Here is a 17671-nt window from a genome sequence, read left to right on the forward strand (position 1 = left end):
GATTTCGTTTTACAAGAAGCGATTTCAATCGCCGAGTGATGAGGTGATATGATAAATAACAAAAAAATTACAGTTAGAAATAAAGTTTTCGAGTGGGGAAAACGCACTTATTTAATGGGCGTTTTGAATGTTACCCCTGATAGCTTCAGCGACGGCGGAGATTTCTATACCATAGAATCTGCTTTGGCGCAAGCGGAAAATATGGTAAAATCGGGGGTAGATATTATTGATATTGGCGGTCAATCTACTCGGCCTGGTGCAGCGGAAATATCATTAGGAGAAGAGATTAATCGCGTTATACCTGTCGTACAAATACTCCGACAAAAAGCCGATATTTTTGGCTCAGTTCCTATTTCAGTCGATACTACCAGAGCGCAGGTTGCGAAAGCTGCGGTTGAGGCGGGAGCGGATATAATTAACGATATTTCGGGAGCTACTTTTGATGCGGAAATGCTGTCAACGGTTGCTCAGTTAAAAGTGCCAATAATTTTGATGCACATTCGGGGAACTCCCCAAACGATGCAACAACTGACAGATTATCGGGATTTAATGGGGGAAATTGGGGAATTTTTCGAGAGTCGAATTGCTGCAGCAGTTGCTGCGGGGATTGACAAATCTCAAATAATTCTCGACCCTGGTATTGGCTTTGCCAAGACTTACAGTCAAAACTTAGAAATTCTGCGAGATTTGCGAAAATTCCGTGTTTTAAACTGTCCGATTTTAGTCGGAGTATCGCGAAAAAGCTTCATCGGTCACATTTTGAATCAGCCAGAAGCGAAACAAAGAGTTTGGGGGACAGCGGCGGCTTGTACAGGTGCGATCGCAAATTTGGCAGATATCTTGCGAGTTCACGATGTCAGAGAAATGCACGATGTTTGTCTGGTTGCCGACGCTATCTTCAGAAATCAGTCTTGAGAAGTGTGAGTATCAATAACTTTCATTTCCCCGCCCTCAGAATGAATGACATCGGGCATAGAACCCATCAGCTCGCCCAGAGCTTCCGTCATGCTTCTCGGATCCATAAACAGAATTTTGGCATTGTCGCTTTCGCCCAATTTTTGTTGAGCGTCTAAGTATTTTTCGGTTACTAAGTAATTCAAAACTTGCTTACTATTGGGATGGGAGTCTAAAGCTTCAACTAAGAGCCTCATATACTCCTTAGTGCCGATCGCCTTATTAACCATTGCTTGCCACTCGCTCTTAGTGGCGCGCTCCAATTCCATAGCTTCTTGCACCCTTTTCGGAGGTGTAATGCTTTGAATTTCCACCCGAATTACTTTGACACCCCAAGTTTCGGTAGCTTCGTCCAACTTTTTGAGTAACTTTTTATTCATGTCATCTCGGGAACCCAAGATGTCTTGCATTGGCAATCGACCAATTTCAGCGCGAAACGTCGTTAACACTAAGTTGGCGATCGCATTTTCAATTTGATCGATTCCATAATAAGCTTTCTGTAAATTCACAACCCGCCAGTACACAACGGCATCGACTTCGAGAGCCACATTATCTCCCGTGATTGCTGACTGAGGTTTAATGTCTAAAACTCTTTCACGGCTTGTGTCCACGCAGACGACTTTTTCGACCAGGGGACTGATAAAGTGGAATCCTGGCTTTAGAGTGCGCTTGTATTGACCCAAACGTTCCACTAAAGCTTCGTCGCCACCGCTGACTATTTTGACGCTGGAGTTAACAGCGTAGCCGAGGATGAGCGCAAAGAGCATGGTAAGAATAGACTGCCCCATTTCTATTTTCCTGCTAAGGTTGACTGAGAATTGATCGAAATTCTACTCTAATTTAACTCAAACTCGGCTCCGCAGTGCTAAAATATCTCGACTGTTAATAACTAACTATTTCACCGGGTGGGTTCCATCGGCTCCGACTCTCAGGGCGCTAGTCAAACCCAGGATATCAACAAACGTTTCCACAAAAGACATGAAAAACGATCGAGAGTTTCGCTTGTTCAAACCCTTAAGGTGGATCGCCCCAAGCATTTTGGTGGGTGCAGGAATCTGCAATGCAGCAGTGGCTCAATCGGCACAAGCTGAGCCAATCGCCCTGCAACTCTCGCAAAACTCGCAGCCACCGCGCCGAGGCCCTGCTGTTCGGGAAGTAATTTCCTACGAAATGAAGGGAGACGAACTCAGGATTTGCAAGCAAGAAGGCAACTCCGAGAAAAAGTGCCAAGTTGTAGGTAAAGGCTACACGGTGGGCTTGAGAACTGCCAACGACCTTTACGGTCAAGGGAATCTTGTCAATGCCGAAGCTTTGTACCGACAACTAATCGCTCGCTATCCCAAAGAAGCGGATGCTTATTACAAGTTGGGAACTATGCTGTCGGGGCAAGATAAAATGAGCGATGCGATCGTTTTATTCCAAAAAGCAATTGAAGTCAACCCACAGCACGCCAAAGCTCACAACGATTTAGGCGTGGCAATGGCAAGTCAAGGCCAGTTGCCAGAAGCAATTGTTCAGTGGAGACAAGCCGTTAAAATTAACGATCGATATCCCGATGCTTTAAACAATTTAGGAGTCGGTTTGTACCAGCAAGGAGACAAGGAAAACCAAGCGGAGGCGGTAGCCAGTCTCAAAAAAGCTAAGGAGTTATTTATCAAGCAAGGTAGAACTCAAGCTGCTAACAGAGTAGATAAAATTTTGGAGGAAATCAATTCGCGATCCAGCGAGTCCTAAACTCAACCGCCGATCGCACATTGAAAGAAAAAACACCTTTGGCGATCGGCGTTAATGGGCGTTCAGCGGCGGTTAAACAGCCCCAAAAACGAGAATCTAAAGCATTTCCTTCAAAACTTGTATAATCAAATCCCCATCCACCCGATCGCTCACAGCAGCCTCACCCAAGCGCACCGGCAGCACAAACCGCACCTTGCCATCCTGCACCTTCTTATCCAGTTGCAAAGTATGCAAAATTTCCTCAACATCCACACCCGCCGGCAATTTGGCAGGTAAACCCGCTTTTTCAATCAAAGCAGACTGACGGCGATCGCACTCAGCATCCCACATTCCCAACTCCACAGCCAATCGGCTTGACGCAGCCATGCCGATTGCCACTCCTTCCCCGTGATTGATCACCTTGTAATTGGTCAAACTTTCCACAGCATGACCGATGGTGTGTCCGTAATTCAAAATCGCCCGCAAACCCGATTCCTTCTCGTCTTTGCTAACCACCTCAGCCTTAGCTTGGCAAGACCTGCTTAAAATTTCAGCCAACAAATCCGCCTTCACATAGCGCATTTGATCCAAACGCTTGCACTTTTCCAACTTTTCAAACAATTCAACATCCCAAATCACTCCGTACTTAATCACTTCCGCCATCGCCGAACGAAACTCCCTCGCCGGCAGAGTTTTGAGTACATCCGGGTCAATTAACACCAAACGTGGCTGGTGAAAAGCCCCGATTAAATTCTTCCCTAAAGGATGATTTACCCCTGTTTTGCCACCAATAGAAGCATCAACCATCGCCAGCAGCGAAGTCGGAACCTGCACGACATTAATTCCCCGCAGCCAAGTCGCCGCCGCAAAACCCGTCATATCGCCCACAACCCCGCCGCCCAAAGCGACCATTGTCGAGGAACGTTCTAAGCGGTTTTCCAAAGCCGCACCGTAAATTTTCTGTACCGAATTTAAAGTTTTGTACTGTTCTCCCGGTGGTAAAATGCAGCTACCGACTTCCAGACCGGCTGATTCGAGGGCTGCGGTTGCTCTTTCGCCGTACTGCCGAAAAATCGACTGATTGGACACCAGCAGCACTTTTTTGCCCAAACTTAGATCGCCCATCAGACTGCCGAGTTCGTCTAATCCGCCCGATCGCACGCAAACATTGTAAGATTGTGGCCCCAAGTCAACTTTAATTATGGATTGCATATTTATCTAATTTAGATATTAGATTTTAGATTATAGTTCTTATAGGTCTTTTTATTGATTGTTTTGGAGAAATTGCAATGACTCTTAGCGGAGCAATAACTTATTTTGGGATTTTTGGCGGCATGATCGGCTTGGCGACAGTGCTGATGTTTGGTCTGCGGGCTGTCAAACTCATCTAATTTGCTAATTTAGATGTCTCAACCAGAGGATTTAATCTCTGGCAAAAGTATCAGTTCGACAACGTATTTGCGCCAAAAATCTCTAGGTTTATCTGTAGATTGACGGCGCAAATGCTTCATTTAATAAAACTTTTGGATTGAACGATCGTGCTTATTCTAATTGACGAGCATCTTCAGCAGGTGGATGCCAACCACATTCTACCCAAAACCTGCGCGATCGCCGAATCGAATCCTCTTCATCATAACGTTCATAATTAAGGTCAAGCCGATTGCACGTTGCTCGACCTATGGGAGTTTTAGGGACAATATTTAGACCATCTGCTGTCCAGATAAAATGTTCTGACCACTGCTGCTGACGAGAATTAAATAATAAACATTCTTGCTGAGTTTCCTGGTCAATTCCGTTGGTAAAATTGTAGTGGCATTCGTTGCAGCGACGGCAAGCTAATGCTAAATTTTTACTGTCATCAGATCCGCCTAGAGATTTGGGCATGAGATGATCTATGGTAAAGCGATCTGGGCTTAGATATTCTGGAGAGTGGCAGTATTCGCAGAGATATTTAGCTCGTTGTCGTATAAATTGTCGAGTGCGATCGGACACCATTTAGCTTGAGTGGAAAGTTGGGCGTTAATCAAGGTAAAAATTCGGGATAGTTCTATGAGGCCAGCTAATTCGGGAATTTCATCGACAGTTAACAAATCTAGTCTTTTTCTCTCTAGCAGTTCTTCCATGCGAGATTGGAGATCGTCGGTAAATCTGAATAAGTAAATATTCCCAAATTCTACCATTTTGATGCCCCAAGGCATCAAAGAAGAAGGTTTTACCATTAATTGAGTATTCATAGGGATCGAAGCTCTCAAATACTCTTGAAATATTGTAGCTTATCAGTTGTCAAGTGGATTTAATGAAGGAGCGATCGCACTTGCTATAAGACACGATCGCTCCTGATTAATTAAAACATTCAATCTAATTGAGTTGATCGAACTTCTGCCAATTTCTCAGCCCCTGTCGTATCAAAAACTATCGCGTGTTTAGCCGTCGGCAACAACCGCCATAAAATCTGTATGTATCCCTCCGCATCGCCCCGACGGTGGAACCGAGCAACCACCAATCGCTGCATATTTGGTAATTGCCGCACGATACACCAGGTATGAGTGTTTAATTTGGGCTTGGATGTTGGTATCATAGGGTAATCCTTCCCCACGTTCGTGGGGTGTGGTAGAAAAAGCGATCGCCCTTAAGTTTTCGAGGCTAGGAGGGCGATCGTTTTCACTGTACATAGATCATATGTTGCATACGCATCAATGTCAAGTTAAAACATGGGATACGTTAGACTGCGGATTCGAGAACTAGCTGAGCAAAAGGGTTGGACACTAAAGCAAGTTGCCGATCAATCCGGAGTTAATTACAACACTGTCAGAAGCTACGTTCAGCGCGATGCTTTGAATACAGTCGATCTTTCTGCTGTCTACAAAATTGCCCGCGCCTTCGACGTGACAATGGAAGATTTGGTCGAGATTTTGGAAGATTGAGGGCGCACCAATGGGGCGTGTTCGACTAAAAATTCTAGCGCTGGTAGAAGAAAAGGGCGATCGCGCTAATGGGATACGTTGATTAATGCCGTACTTATCGCCGCCGTTTCTTTACTTGTTCGTAGGGGAAACAATCAATAACGTCAGATAGCATATAACTACCTTTGGAATCTGATTCCATCAGTTCCAAGTAGACAGTCTTGGGGACTTCAAAGTATCGATATGTTTTGCCACTATTGAAAACAACTTCGAGGGTGTAGCTTTCCTCGTCATAACCCGCAGATTGGATCATGCTAGATTCAACAGGTTCTAGTTTCATGGTAATTAGGCGATGCTTTTCTCTAACTATTTATAGCCGATCGCCCTGCAATTTAAATTAGCCCGCCTAAAAAAACAGAATACTCAGATCCTCGACTTCGCAGAAGTCCGGGATGTAGCGCGCGATCGCCCGCTTTCCCCTAAAATAACTTCTACTCCCCCAATCCAAAATCTAAAATCTAAAATCTAAAATCGATATGTCTCATTCCACAGATATCGTCACCCTCGCCCGCTGGATGGCTGCCGATTTCAGCAACCAAGCCCAAGCCTTTGAAAATCCGCCATTCTTCGCCCACATCCGCGTCTGCATGAGGCCTTTGCCGATCGAAGTTCTGGATGGGATCAGCTTGTACCTAGAACAAGCCTACGATATTGAACTGAATGTACCGTACCGAGTCCGAGTTTTGAAATTAGTCCCGGTGGGCGATCGAATCGACATCGAAAATTATGCCATAGAAAACGAAGAACAATTCTACGGCGCTGCCCGCGACCCGCAACGGCTGCAAGAAATCAAAAAAGCACAACTGACTCTACTTCCCGGCTGCACCTTTATTACGCAGTGGACGGGCAACAGCTTCAAAGGGTCTGTCGAACCCGGAAAAGGCTGCATGGTGGTCAGAAAGGGCAAAAAAACCTATTTAGACAGCGAATTCGAGATTGACCAAGAAAAGTTTATTAGCCACGATCGCGGACGTGACCCAGAAACCGACGCCCACGTCTGGGGTGCCCAGGCCGGCCCCTTTGAATTCACCCGCCGAGCCAGTTTCGCCGACGAAATTCAGGTTTAATCTAAAAAAACAGACTCCTTCCTGGGCGAACACGCTTGATTAAAGGTTCAGAATGCACCAATACCTGGTACATTAACCCAGTATTGGCAAGCAAGATTCACCGTTGATTTATGAAAGTCCTGGTTATTGGTGGCGATGGCTATTGCGGTTGGGCAACCGCACTCTACCTTTCTAACAAAGGTTACGAAGTTGGCATCCTCGACAGCTTCGTGCGGCGGCACTGGGATCTGGAACTGTGCAGCGACACCCTCACTCCCATCGCACCGATTCAGCAACGACTCCAGCGATGGCAAGATTTAACGGGCAAGTCGATCGACTTGTTCGTCGGTGACATCACCAACTACGATTTTCTCAGCAAAAGCATGAGAAAATTTGCACCAGAGGCGATCGTCCATTTCGGCGAACAGCGTTCGGCACCTTTCTCAATGATCGATCGCGAACACGCAGTCCTTACTCAAGTCAATAACGTCGTCGGGACACTCAACCTGCTGTACGCCATCCGCGAAGACTTCCCCGATTGTCACCTAGTGAAATTGGGGACAATGGGCGAATACGGCACGCCGAATATTGACATTGAAGAAGGCTACATTACGATCGAACACAACGGGCGCAAGGATACACTACCCTATCCCAAACAACCAGGCAGTTTCTACCACCTGTCAAAAGTCCACGACTCCCACAACATCCATTTTGCTTGCAAAATCTGGGGTTTAAGAGCCACCGACTTAAATCAGGGCGTAGTTTACGGCGTGCTCACAGATGAAACCGGCATGGATGAACTGCTGATCAACCGTTTGGACTACGACGGAGTATTCGGTACAGCATTGAACAGATTTTGCATCCAAGCTGCGATCGGTCATCCTTTGACGGTTTATGGCAGTGGCGGACAAACCCGCAGCTTCTTAGACATTCGGGATACCGTGCGGTGCGTGGAATTAGCGATCGCCAACCCCGCCGAAGCCGGACAATTCCGCGTCTTCAACCAATTCACCGAACAATTCAGCGTCGGCGACTTAGCCTCCTTGGTGCAAAAAGCAGGCACGGCAATGGGATTAAAAGTAGAAATCAACAACATCGAAAATCCCAGAGTCGAGAAAGAAGAACATTATTTCAATGCCAAAAACACCAATTTGCTAGATCTCGGTTTGCAACCGCACTATCTCTCAGATTCCCTGCTCGATTCTCTGCTGAATTTTGCTACAAAATATCAGCACCGTGTGGATAAAAACCAGATTTTGCCGAAGGTTTCTTGGAAGTAAGTTCTGGTATCTATTTGCGGGGTAAGAGATTTTTTAACGAACCGCGAAGGCGCGAAGCGCGCGAAGTAAGAGAAAAGAAGGGAAGATAGGAGAAGGGTTCGCAAGTTCTGAATGGACTTGGCTGTATATTACGATAATCTATCTTTTTTATCTCTTGCTCTGTGTTCTCTGTGTCCTCTGCGGTTAATTAAAAGATGGCATCAGGTTTTTACTGCTGGCTTGTTTGAGAAGAAAAGCCGTGAAAAGTCGAATTCTAATTCTGTTACTTTTAGTGGTTATGCCTGGATTTTCAGCGAAGGCAGTTTGGGCTTATTATTTAATAGGACAATGGGCTGCTGTAACGCCGAGCGATCTAAATTAGTGGCGAGTTAGCGAAGGCTTATCTGCCACTTAAAAAGCAAGATAAATTGCCGGAACAGCACAGGAAATTTACAGAATTAATTGCTTGACCAAAAGTGTGGGATGGCTTTTAGGTGGGATAATTGTATCAATTGGCATTCAGGGAATTGGCATTTTATCCCAAAAACCTCTCGCTCGGAATTAGCTGTACTGCAACTGACAGAAAAAGTGTAGAAAAGCAGCCGATAGCACGCCATGACTGACTCCCCCCGACACAGTGTATCCTGTTACCGATGACGTTTGCCCCAAGCTATAATTATCTGCTCCCTAAGTAACTTATTTTTATGAAAATTGCTCTTTTCACTGAAACATTTTTGCCGAAAATAGACGGCATTGTAACGCGCCTGATTCACACTGTAGATCACTTGCAGCGATCGGGCGAACAAGTTCTGATATTTTCTCCAGATTACGGAATTAAAGAATACAAAGGCGCACGAGTTTACGGGGTGGAGGGCTTGCCTTTGCCAATGTACCCGGAATTGAAAATGGCACTTCCTTCTCCCGCTGTCGGTCGCCAATTAGAGCAGTTTAAACCGGATATTATTCATGTTGTCAATCCCGCTATTTTGGGATTGGGCGGTATATATTACGGGAAAAAGTTCAACATTCCGATTTTGGCTTCTTACCACACGCATTTGCCGAAATATTTGCACCATTACGGTTTTGGAGTCCTCGAACCTTTATTGTGGGAATTGCTCAAAGGTGCTCACAACCAAGCAGAATTGAATCTGTGTACTTCTACAGCAATGGTGGAAGAACTCAGAAACCACGGCATCGATCGGGTAGATTTGTGGCAGCGGGGCGTAGATACTGAAATGTTTGTCCCGGAATTGGCAAGTCGAGAAATGCGATCGCGCCTTTCTGCAAATAACCCAGACAGTCCCCTGCTGCTGTACGTCGGCCGCCTCGGTGCAGAAAAAGAAATCGAACGCATCAAACCCGTCCTCGCAGCAATTCCCGATGCCCGCCTCGCCTTAGTGGGAGACGGCCCGCATCGGCAAACCCTGGAACAATATTTTGCCGGTACACCCACCAATTTTGTCGGCTATCTCAAGGGGCAAGAACTGGCAAGAGCTTACGCATCTGCCGACGCCTTCATTTTTCCCTCCCGCACCGAAACCCTGGGCTTAGTGCTCCTAGAAGCCATGGCTGCGGGGACGCCTGTAGTGGCAGCGCGCAGCGGCGGAATTCCCGATATCGTCACCGACGGTGTTAACGGATATTTATTTGATCCCGCTGACGAAGAAGGAGCACTCGCCGCCACCCAGCGTCTGTTTGCGAATCCTGAAGAACGGGAAACCCTGCGCCATAACGCTCGCCGAGAAGCCGAACGCTGGGGTTGGGCCGCCGCCGCCGCACAACTGCAGCGCTACTATCAATCGGTGGTATTTTCCCAGTCCATGCCCAGAGCAGCCTAAATGTCAGGATCTGTAGCACCTTGAAACATCACCGCCAGCTTAGCTTCGCTGTTCGATCGTCAGTTTGTATTGAATACGGATGTTTTCAAAGATTGATCGAACTTTTTTGCTGTATAAATTACCGTTGTTATCCTGCTGTTGCATTTACCATTAAACTATGAGTAAGCTCTGTAGGAATGCCTTGCGCGCTGCTTTCATAGCGCCCTTTAGCTGACCGGATACGGTCGCCGAGTGCGCTAAAACAGTCACACCGCGCGCTGGGGCCGAGAACAGGGCGTCCAATCTACATTGCACTCTCGATCCAACTAAAGCCTGTCACCTAATGTTCAGGCTAGCAGTTTTGCTAACTCAAGTTCAGCTTGAATTGACGAACCCTCATCAGTATCGAGGTTGTAAAAAAGATCGATCGAGCATACATAACAAGCAAACTGAAGTTGCGTGCGCCACTTTTGAACTCACGATTCATCAAAGCGACAAGCGAGTGCCGATGCGCTTGCAAACAAATTCAAGAGTTTGCACCGCCGAATCTAGCGCCGATCGACCTGCGGTCAGTCTACCCCTCTGAGCAAGCAGTTAATCATGACATTCTCCAATACTGGTAGCGTTCTGGCTACACTGACTCAAGTCAATTTTATGGGGGCATTGACCTCCCGTGTTAAGAGCCTGCCAGTTCCTGAATTAGTGTGCCTGCTGGACTTTATCACGGCTGAATTTCAGCAATTTATCCGGGCGATGGACCTGATTAACAATGAAGCACTCGAAAGTCTCTTAGAGCAACTTTTAGATGCCTTCACTGTCAAAATTGGTCAAATTTTGCAAGCAGACCGGACAACAATTTTTTTGGTTGACTCGAACAAAAATCAACTGTGGCACAAAACCGTCGATCCACTTACGGGCGAGGATGTAGAAGTGCGCTTGCCGATGGATGCAGGCATTTTAGGCTATGTAGCAACAACCGGAAAATCGATTAATGTCGCCGAAGCTCGATCGCACGAGTATTTTAATACCGAAGTAGACGAACCACCGGGCTATCAGATCGAGACCATCCTCTGTATGCCAATTTTTAGCAGCAAGAGCCAACATGAACCCGTAGCGGTGGTCAGATTGTTAAATAAAGCTGGCGATGCCCCCTTTAACGAGGAAGACGAACAGCAGTTCCAGGCTTTTGCAGATTCGATCGGGATTATTCTCGAAAGCTGTCAGTCTTTCTACGTCGTGGCGCGCAACCAGCGAGGGGTTGCCGCACTTTTGAGAGCCACCACGACTTTGGGTCAAAGTCTTGACTTGGAAACAACTTTGCGCTCTGTAATGGATCAAGCTCGCGACTTGATGCAAGCCGATCGCAGCACGCTATTTTTGTTAAATCGGGAAACCAACGAACTCTGGACAAAAGTCGCCAAGGCTGACGGCACAACGATGATGGAAATTCGTATTCCCGCGAATAGGGGAATTGCTGGCTATGTCGCTTCGACTGGTCAACCTCTAAATATTACAGATGCTTACGACGATCCCCGCTTTGACCCATCTACAGACCAGCAAACGGGATACCGCACTCGGACTGTCTTGTGTATGCCGGTGCATAACGCTAAAGGTGAGCTGATCGGGGTAACTCAGCTAATTAATAAGAACCAAGGTAGTTTCACCCCTTCCGACGAAGAGTTTTTGCGAGCGTTTAATTCCCAAGCGGGCATGGCGCTGCAAAATTCTCAACTGTTTCAAAACGTGATGGTGGAAAAGCAGTATCAAAAAGATATGCTGCAAAGTCTTTCAGATGCAGTAATTTCCACCGATTTACAGGGGCGAGTTGTAACGATTAACGAAGCAGCGCTGGAATTGTTGGGCTGTCCGGTAAATCAAGCTAAAAGCAAACACAATCCCCAGATTTGGGAAGATAAACTGGTGAATCGCTATGTTTGGGAAGTTGTGCCGATCGACAATTTGCAATTTCGACTAGAAGACAGTCTCAAAAATGCTGCCCGACATTACGTTCCTGAACAAAGTTTAACTGTGGGACTGTTGGTAGAAAAAACGCTAAATTCCCAAAAAAAAGAAGAAGAAGAAAGTTATATTTTGGCCGTGCCCGATCGCACTGATCCTAATTTATATTACGCTTGGGGCGAAAACCGCGCGTGGACTGAGGAAGTAGCGCTGGCAGAATTAGCTAATGCCCAATCTCTATTTGCGCTGCGAAATTCTGCCCTGTATCACCCTTATTGTCCGCTGCCCATTCCCGCCTCTCGAATTAAAGTAATTGAACGTAGTTTGAATTTGACTGTCAACCCGCTGATCAATCCAGAGGGCGGCGTGCGCGGCGGTTTAGTGGTACTCGAAGACATCAGCCGCGAAAAGCGGATGAAAAATACGATGTACCGCTACCTGACTCCTGGGGTCGTAGATAAAGTGATGGCTTTGGGTGAAGGCGCCCTGATGGTGGGCGAACGCAAAGAAGTGACTATTTTATTTTCCGACATTCGCGGCTACACCACGCTGACTGAAAATTTGGGAGCGTCGGATGTGGTATCCCTGCTGAACGAATATTTTGAGACGATGGTGGAGGCAGTTTTCCACTACGAAGGCACTTTAGACAAGTTTATCGGCGATGCTTTAATGGCGGTTTTCGGCGCGCCCCTGCCGCTGAATCCCCCGGAAAGTCATGGTTGGATGGCGGTGCAGTCGGCTTTAGATATGCGCCGGCGTTTGAAAGAGTTTAATGATTCTCGCCCCGGCGAAGATCCATTTCGCTTCGGAATTGGAATTAGTTCCGGAGAGGTGGTTTCGGGAAATATTGGTTCTCAAAAGCGAATGGATTACACGGTAATCGGCGATGCGGTGAATTTGAGTTCGCGATTGGAACAGCTTACAAAGGAGTACGGCTGCGATATAATTTTGAGCGAATTTACATACAGTTTGTGTCGCGAAGGGATTTGGGTGCGAGAGTTGGACAAGGTGCGGGTTAAGGGCAAAAATCAGCCAGTGGGTATTTACGAGTTGCTGCAAAATAGTTCTGAACCCATGGATGGGGAAACCGTTCGGTTTTTGGAACTTTACAGTAACGGTAGGGATGCTTATATTGCTAGAAATTTTCAGAAAGCTATTAGTTATTTTGAAGCGGCTTTAGCAATGCGACCCAGCGATCGACCTGTGGAAGTTCACCTAGACCGATCCCTGAGCTATTTGGAAGTACCCCCGCCCGATGATTGGGACGGTGTGCATACGATGACAACCAAGTAGTAGATCATATTACATCCGAGTGTTCAAAAGTAAAAAGATTTGATAAAGATTTTAAATCTTCCTTATGACAGAGTTAACAAGTGTAAAAATGTGAAATGATAAATCGGATGGCATATTAAAGTTAGTATTTATTTCCAGGCTAACAATTAAATGAGTTATTTATCTGTTCCGAATGCCACAAAAGCTGATCGCATTCTGGTGGTAGACGACGCACCAGATAATGTTTTGTTGGTTCAAACAATCCTAGAAGAAGAAGGTTACGAAATTAGCACGGCGGAAAACGGCTTTTCTGCCTTAAGTCAAATTGAGAAGTCAGCCCCGGATTTGGTACTTCTCGACGTGATGATGCCGGGAATGGATGGTTACGAAGTCACTAAACGCATCCGACAAAATAAGGAATTGCCCTTTATTCCGATTTTGCTGATCACGGCTCACGACAGTGCCAGCGTAGTCCAGGGATTGGACATGGGAGCAGACGATTTCATCCGCAAACCAGTCGAAATGGATGAACTGCTGGCGAGGGTTCGATCGCTCCTGCGGCTTAAACACAGCGTAGACGAGCGCAATTCGATCGCCCTCCAGCGCGAAGATTTTGTCTCCCGACTCGCTCACGACTTGCGGACGCCCCTCGTAGCAGCCGATCGAATGCTAACTTTAATGCAGCAGGGAGCTTTGGGAGAAATTTCTCTTCCCATGCGCGACGCTTTCGGGACGATGGTTCGCAGCAACCAAAACCTGATCGCGATGGTAAATATGTTGCTGGAAGTATATCGCTATGAAGCAGGCCGCAAATCCCTGAGTTTCGCTGCCGTGGACTTGCGCCAGCTTATTACTGAGGTAGCTGAAGAACTAGCTCCCCTAGCGGATGCTAAAGGTTTGTCGGTAAATTTAGACTTGAAAGAAAGTGCAGAAAGTGCACCGATTGCGAAGTATCCGGGCGATCGTCTGGAACTGCACCGCTTGATGACAAATTTAATCGGAAATGCAATTAAATTCACCGACAACGGCTCAATAGATGTCAGCTTAAAAGCTGCTAATTCACCTGCTTATACGAGCTTCAAAAACCAACCGCTGGCATGGGTAATCATAGACATCAAAGACACCGGTGCCGGCATTTCTCCCACCGAACAAGCAAAGTTATTTGAAAGGTTTAGCTCGGGAACTCATAAGAAGTCCAGTACAGGTTTGGGACTACATCTCTGCCGCCAAATAGTCGAAGCTCACCGCGGCACGATCGAGGTAACATCAGAGTTGGGCAAAGGCAGTTTGTTTACTATTCGCTTGCCTTGTTAGAGCGGTATAAATAACTCTAACTTTCGGGTGCTAAAGGCCCACATTACTACAGATAAACTGTAAGTGTAGGGTGCGAACTGCGTACCTAATCGAATTATGGTTAATTTACCAGATGTCATATAATGACTTGGCAACCGAATTGATGGCGATATGTCTAACTGTCCAGTGTGTGGTGCTGAATACTTAGAAGGAAAAGCAGAGTTTTGCTCGATTTGCGGCTGGGATTTGACTCCCTACCCGCAGCGTGCGAAGCCTTCCAAAACTTATTTAAAAAAAGAACAAGTTAGATTGCAGTGGGCAAAAGAAATGTGGGAATTTGCCCGCAATCAACAAAATTTATCAGCTAAATTTGATGAGTTGCAGGGGGAATTGCAGCAAGGCGCGATCGCCCGCACGTACCTTCAATCTCAGTTAGAATGGGTTCTATACCGCCTCGAACAACTAAACCCCGAATTGATTGTCAGCACTCTACTGCGGCTGGAAGACAAAATCGGCGCTATACCTGACAAAACTCCGGCTATCTCCGAAGTGGGGATGGACTACCGCCAACTGACAAAGCTATTAGAAACTGGAAAATGGCGCAAAGCTGATGAACACACTTGGGAAATCTTGCTGCAAATCGCTGTCAGGGAAGACGAAGGCTGGCTGAGTGCAGCCGATATTGACAGTTTTCCTCCTACAGACCTTCGTACGATCGACCGACTTTGGCAACAATACAGCAGCGGGCGGTTCGGGTTGAGCGTGCAGCAGCAGATTTGGGAAAGTACCGAGGCAAATTATACTGAATTTTGCGATCGAGTCGGCTGGCGAGTCAAGGAAAATTGGAAATATTATAGCGAGCTCTCCTTCAACGAAGATGCTCCCCCCGGACATCTCCCCGTCACCGCATGGAGGCAGCGCGCCTGTTACGGTGCTGGTCAACTCACCGCAGCAGAAAACTTTGCCCGCATTGCTGCGAAACTGGCAACTGGCGATCGGTGATCATCCAAAATAAAAAATTCAAAATCGACATTAACTGCTATAATCAAAACGGTTTAGCAACTGGGGCTGTGGCTCAGATGGATAGAGCAAGCGCCTCCTGAAGAATCGGGCACCCTGCGAGGAAACTCTAGGAGTGAATGTGGTCAAATTTGGTGAAACCTAAAGAGTTCGTGGGTTCCTATGACTCTAAGGCAATACCAAGCCAAGCCTGAGTTCAGGGCGATTATGCGATCGCCTATATTGAAATCAGGAAGGTTTAGAGACTAGACGGTCACCACCTAAAAGCTGCAAGCATATGGTGAAGGTATAGTCCAGAGAGTGGGGAAACTCACACAAATCTGAAGCGCTAGGCCGCCGGTTCGAACCCGGCCAGTCCCGTTAAAAACCAAGAAAAATTAAAATCAGGAGGGGAAAGCTTAAGTTTGGCCCCTCTTTTTTGCATATCCGCTAACGAATTCGCCCACAGACGAATACTTGCTGGAAGACGAGGACTTACGCAGAACCTCTCTCTCTAGAGTCCATCTGAAATCTAAAATCTAAAATCCCCCGTTTAAGCCCCCAACATAAGCGTAGAGTCAATCTAAAATCTAAAATCTAAAATCTAAAATCTAAAATCCTATGATCCCCCGACCCTTTTTTAATTTTTAATTTTTAATTCCTGTTAGTGGGCTATACGTGCGGTATTTTTTGTTATGGTTCCTTTGTGAGTTACATAAAATTTTTATAGGTTTAGATGTGGTTAAAAATCAATTCAAACACGCAGCGTTACAAGCGTTTGAACACTTCACGCAGTTTTTGGTTCCTAGTAGGGCTTTTGATGGCGTGCTGGTTTGGCTATCAGCAGGTTAAGAGCGAATTTCAGAGACCCCAAGCTTTGTTAGTTCTAGGTGGGGCTACGGAGCGAGAGGTGTTTGCCGCCAAATTTGCTCAGGATTATCCTGAATTGCCGATTTGGGTGTCGTCTGGGAGCAATCCTGAGTTCGCGGAATGGGTGTTTTCAGAAGCGGGAATTGAGTCCGAGCGCCTGCACTTAGACTACAGAGCGGTGGATACGGTAACAAATTTTACTACCCTGGTAGATGAATTGAAAGCTCAAGGGATTGAGAGCGTGTATCTGATCACTTCTGACGATCATATGCGGCGAGCTCAGATTATCGGCGAAATCGTACTCGGCAGTCGAGGCATTAGTTTTAAGCCTGTGGCAGTTCCGTCTGGGCGAACCCCCGAACCGGTGGAAAAAGCTGTTCGCGACGGCGCTAGGGCTATTCTTTGGCTCACCACCGGTTATACGGGTGCTAACTTCAGCCAAGCCAGAATTGAATAAACAAAGGGAAGGATTAAGCAAGTTTTAGTTTTTTCCATTCCCTCTGGTTTTAAAACTTCTCTTCTATCGCGATTTAAGGAAACGCGAAGATGCTGATGAAAAATGCGTAAAAGAACAGAAGAGAAAAGAAGGAGTAGTTTAAAATTAGTAGATGAACTTCAAAAGCTAAAATTAATGACCGAGCAAATTCTGCCGCAAGTTCTGGATAAAATTTTGAGTGACACCAAAACGCCGGATGATGTTTTTTCCGCTTTGGTGCCGGCTTTAGGCGAGGTGTTAAATTGCGATCGGGTATTTCTCTACCTCCGCAATCCTGAAACGCAAAGGGGCAGAGTACCTTACTGCTGGCGTCGCAACTCGAACTTTCCAGAGATTGGGGACGCGGAATGGAAAAAAGAACCCGAATCTTTAGGGGAAGAAGACCCTTTATTTGCAGCAGCTTTGCGAACTGAACCGTCGATTTTTGTTGAGGATGTTGAGACAGCCAATCCTGAAGTTGTCAACAAAAATTTTGAGGCAAAAGAGTTCGGACATCGAGCTTTGATTCACGCTCACCTTTGTGCTGACGGCTTATTGTGGGGGGTTTTGCAGCCTTGTATGTTCGATCGCCCCAGAGTTTGGACTGACTTCGATCGCCAAGTTATCGCAGCAGTTACAGAAAAAATTTCCCCTTTAGCTGTCGCTTATGTCACCGCCTCAGCATCAAAAGATGAGCGATAAAAATCAATAATTTACCTGTAGGCAGCGGGTGGGTAATGAATGAATGTCAAGTTAAGACTAAAACCACGTCTAGGTCGGGGTTTTATCCGAATTTCAATGCCCTTCCCGGCCGAGAAAAGAATGTTTCCTCAATCCCCCCTTTTTAAGTTAGGGGGGATTGAGTAACTAATTTTCAAACAAAAGTCTGGTACTAAATTTGAGCTGATTGTTATCACTAATGGTGAGGTGTGCATCGCCCTAGGGATACACTTGGTGCACAATTCCTGTTTAAACTGAAGTTCCCCCAGTAGGGGGAATGTTCAAATCTCACAAACCCTTGCACTACAAGGAACGATCGCCTTTTTACCCC

The 17671-nt window shown here is 46.4% G+C and carries 18 protein-coding genes; 12 read left to right on the forward strand and 6 right to left on the reverse strand.

What is annotated here, in order from left to right; translation table 11 throughout:
- Nucleotides 1–48 precede the first annotated feature (48 nt).
- A complete protein-coding gene (folP, locus tag Q5691_RS20830) occupies nucleotides 49–915 on the forward strand; it encodes a dihydropteroate synthase (protein WP_333346746.1) in 867 nt (288 codons plus the stop codon).
- Here folP and Q5691_RS20835 read toward each other — a convergent pair.
- Nucleotides 906–1742, reverse strand: coding sequence for a stomatin-like protein (locus Q5691_RS20835; protein ID WP_333213606.1), 837 nt, complete (start codon nucleotides 1740–1742; stop codon nucleotides 906–908). The genes folP and Q5691_RS20835 overlap by 10 nt on opposite strands.
- Before the next feature lie 190 nt (nucleotides 1743–1932).
- Here Q5691_RS20835 and Q5691_RS20840 point away from each other — a divergent pair, with 190 nt between their 5' ends.
- Entirely contained in the window at nucleotides 1933–2688 is a 756-nt protein-coding gene (locus tag Q5691_RS20840) for a tetratricopeptide repeat protein (RefSeq protein ID WP_333213607.1), read from the forward strand.
- Between the two features lie 96 nt (nucleotides 2689–2784).
- On the opposite strand, the gene aroB is transcribed toward Q5691_RS20840, so the two are convergent.
- The gene (gene aroB, locus Q5691_RS20845) at nucleotides 2785–3879 is read right to left on the reverse strand and encodes a 3-dehydroquinate synthase (protein WP_333213608.1); all 1095 of its coding nucleotides are present in this window, start codon (nucleotides 3877–3879) and stop codon (nucleotides 2785–2787) included.
- A gap of 77 nt (nucleotides 3880–3956) precedes the next feature.
- Between aroB and petL the strand changes: the two genes are divergently transcribed.
- Nucleotides 3957–4058 (forward strand): cytochrome b6-f complex subunit PetL, encoded by a 102-nt coding sequence (petL, locus tag Q5691_RS20850; RefSeq protein ID WP_006633742.1) that lies wholly within the window; start codon nucleotides 3957–3959, stop codon nucleotides 4056–4058.
- 151 nt (nucleotides 4059–4209) lie between these two features.
- Here the strand turns inward: petL and Q5691_RS20855 are convergent, their stop codons facing one another.
- The 3 genes from Q5691_RS20855 to Q5691_RS20865 all read right to left on the reverse strand — a co-directional run bounded on the left by Q5691_RS20855 (nucleotide 4210) and on the right by Q5691_RS20865 (nucleotide 5339).
- Nucleotides 4210–4662 (reverse strand): HNH endonuclease signature motif containing protein, encoded by a 453-nt coding sequence (locus Q5691_RS20855; RefSeq protein ID WP_333311511.1) that lies wholly within the window; start codon nucleotides 4660–4662, stop codon nucleotides 4210–4212.
- Entirely contained in the window at nucleotides 4581–4901 is a 321-nt protein-coding gene (locus Q5691_RS20860; protein ID WP_333346749.1) for a hypothetical protein, read from the reverse strand. Before Q5691_RS20860 ends, Q5691_RS20855 begins: the two co-directional genes overlap by 82 nt.
- Nucleotides 4902–5090: 189 nt before the next feature.
- Entirely contained in the window at nucleotides 5091–5339 is a 249-nt protein-coding gene (locus Q5691_RS20865; RefSeq protein WP_333346751.1) for a hypothetical protein, read from the reverse strand.
- Between the two features lie 39 nt (nucleotides 5340–5378).
- On the opposite strand from Q5691_RS20865, the gene Q5691_RS20870 reads away from it, so the two are divergent.
- Nucleotides 5379–5591 carry a helix-turn-helix transcriptional regulator gene (locus Q5691_RS20870; RefSeq protein ID WP_333213615.1) on the forward strand — a complete coding sequence of 71 codons (213 nt, stop codon included), beginning with the start codon at nucleotides 5379–5381 and terminating at the stop codon, nucleotides 5589–5591.
- A gap of 94 nt (nucleotides 5592–5685) precedes the next feature.
- Here Q5691_RS20870 and Q5691_RS20875 read toward each other — a convergent pair whose 3' ends face one another.
- Nucleotides 5686–5910: a KTSC domain-containing protein gene (locus tag Q5691_RS20875; RefSeq protein WP_333102552.1), complete on the reverse strand. Its 225-nt coding sequence runs from the start codon at nucleotides 5908–5910 to the stop codon at nucleotides 5686–5688.
- Between the two features lie 196 nt (nucleotides 5911–6106).
- On the opposite strand from Q5691_RS20875, the gene Q5691_RS20880 reads away from it, so the two are divergent.
- The 8 genes from Q5691_RS20880 (at nucleotide 6107) to Q5691_RS20915 (ending at nucleotide 17322) form a co-directional block, all read left to right on the forward strand.
- Nucleotides 6107–6697: a chromophore lyase CpcT/CpeT gene (locus tag Q5691_RS20880; protein WP_333213617.1), complete on the forward strand. Its 591-nt coding sequence runs from the start codon at nucleotides 6107–6109 to the stop codon at nucleotides 6695–6697.
- A 110-nt stretch (nucleotides 6698–6807) separates the two neighbouring features.
- Entirely contained in the window at nucleotides 6808–7956 is a 1149-nt protein-coding gene (locus Q5691_RS20885; RefSeq protein WP_333213619.1) for an NAD-dependent epimerase/dehydratase family protein, read from the forward strand.
- Nucleotides 7957–8639: 683 nt separating this feature from the next.
- Nucleotides 8640–9773: a glycosyltransferase family 1 protein gene (locus Q5691_RS20890; RefSeq protein ID WP_333311515.1), complete on the forward strand. Its 1134-nt coding sequence runs from the start codon at nucleotides 8640–8642 to the stop codon at nucleotides 9771–9773.
- 579 nt (nucleotides 9774–10352) lie between these two features.
- Nucleotides 10353–13004: a GAF domain-containing protein gene (locus Q5691_RS20895; RefSeq protein ID WP_333213625.1), complete on the forward strand. Its 2652-nt coding sequence runs from the start codon at nucleotides 10353–10355 to the stop codon at nucleotides 13002–13004.
- A gap of 150 nt (nucleotides 13005–13154) precedes the next feature.
- Entirely contained in the window at nucleotides 13155–14297 is a 1143-nt protein-coding gene (locus Q5691_RS20900) for a response regulator (RefSeq protein ID WP_333213627.1), read from the forward strand.
- 150 nt (nucleotides 14298–14447) lie between these two features.
- A complete protein-coding gene (locus tag Q5691_RS20905; protein ID WP_333213629.1) occupies nucleotides 14448–15278 on the forward strand; it encodes a GUN4 domain-containing protein in 831 nt (276 codons plus the stop codon).
- Between the two features lie 733 nt (nucleotides 15279–16011).
- Complete coding sequence (locus tag Q5691_RS20910) at nucleotides 16012–16602, forward strand: YdcF family protein (RefSeq protein WP_333213631.1); 591 nt, start codon at nucleotides 16012–16014, stop codon at nucleotides 16600–16602.
- Nucleotides 16603–16704: 102 nt separating this feature from the next.
- Complete coding sequence (locus tag Q5691_RS20915) at nucleotides 16705–17322, forward strand: GAF domain-containing protein (RefSeq protein WP_333346755.1); 618 nt, start codon at nucleotides 16705–16707, stop codon at nucleotides 17320–17322.
- Nucleotides 17323–17671 lie beyond the last annotated feature (349 nt).

Source organism: Microcoleus sp. w1-18aA5 (assembly GCF_036701705.1).
Taxonomy (GTDB): domain Bacteria; phylum Cyanobacteriota; class Cyanobacteriia; order Cyanobacteriales; family Microcoleaceae; genus Microcoleus.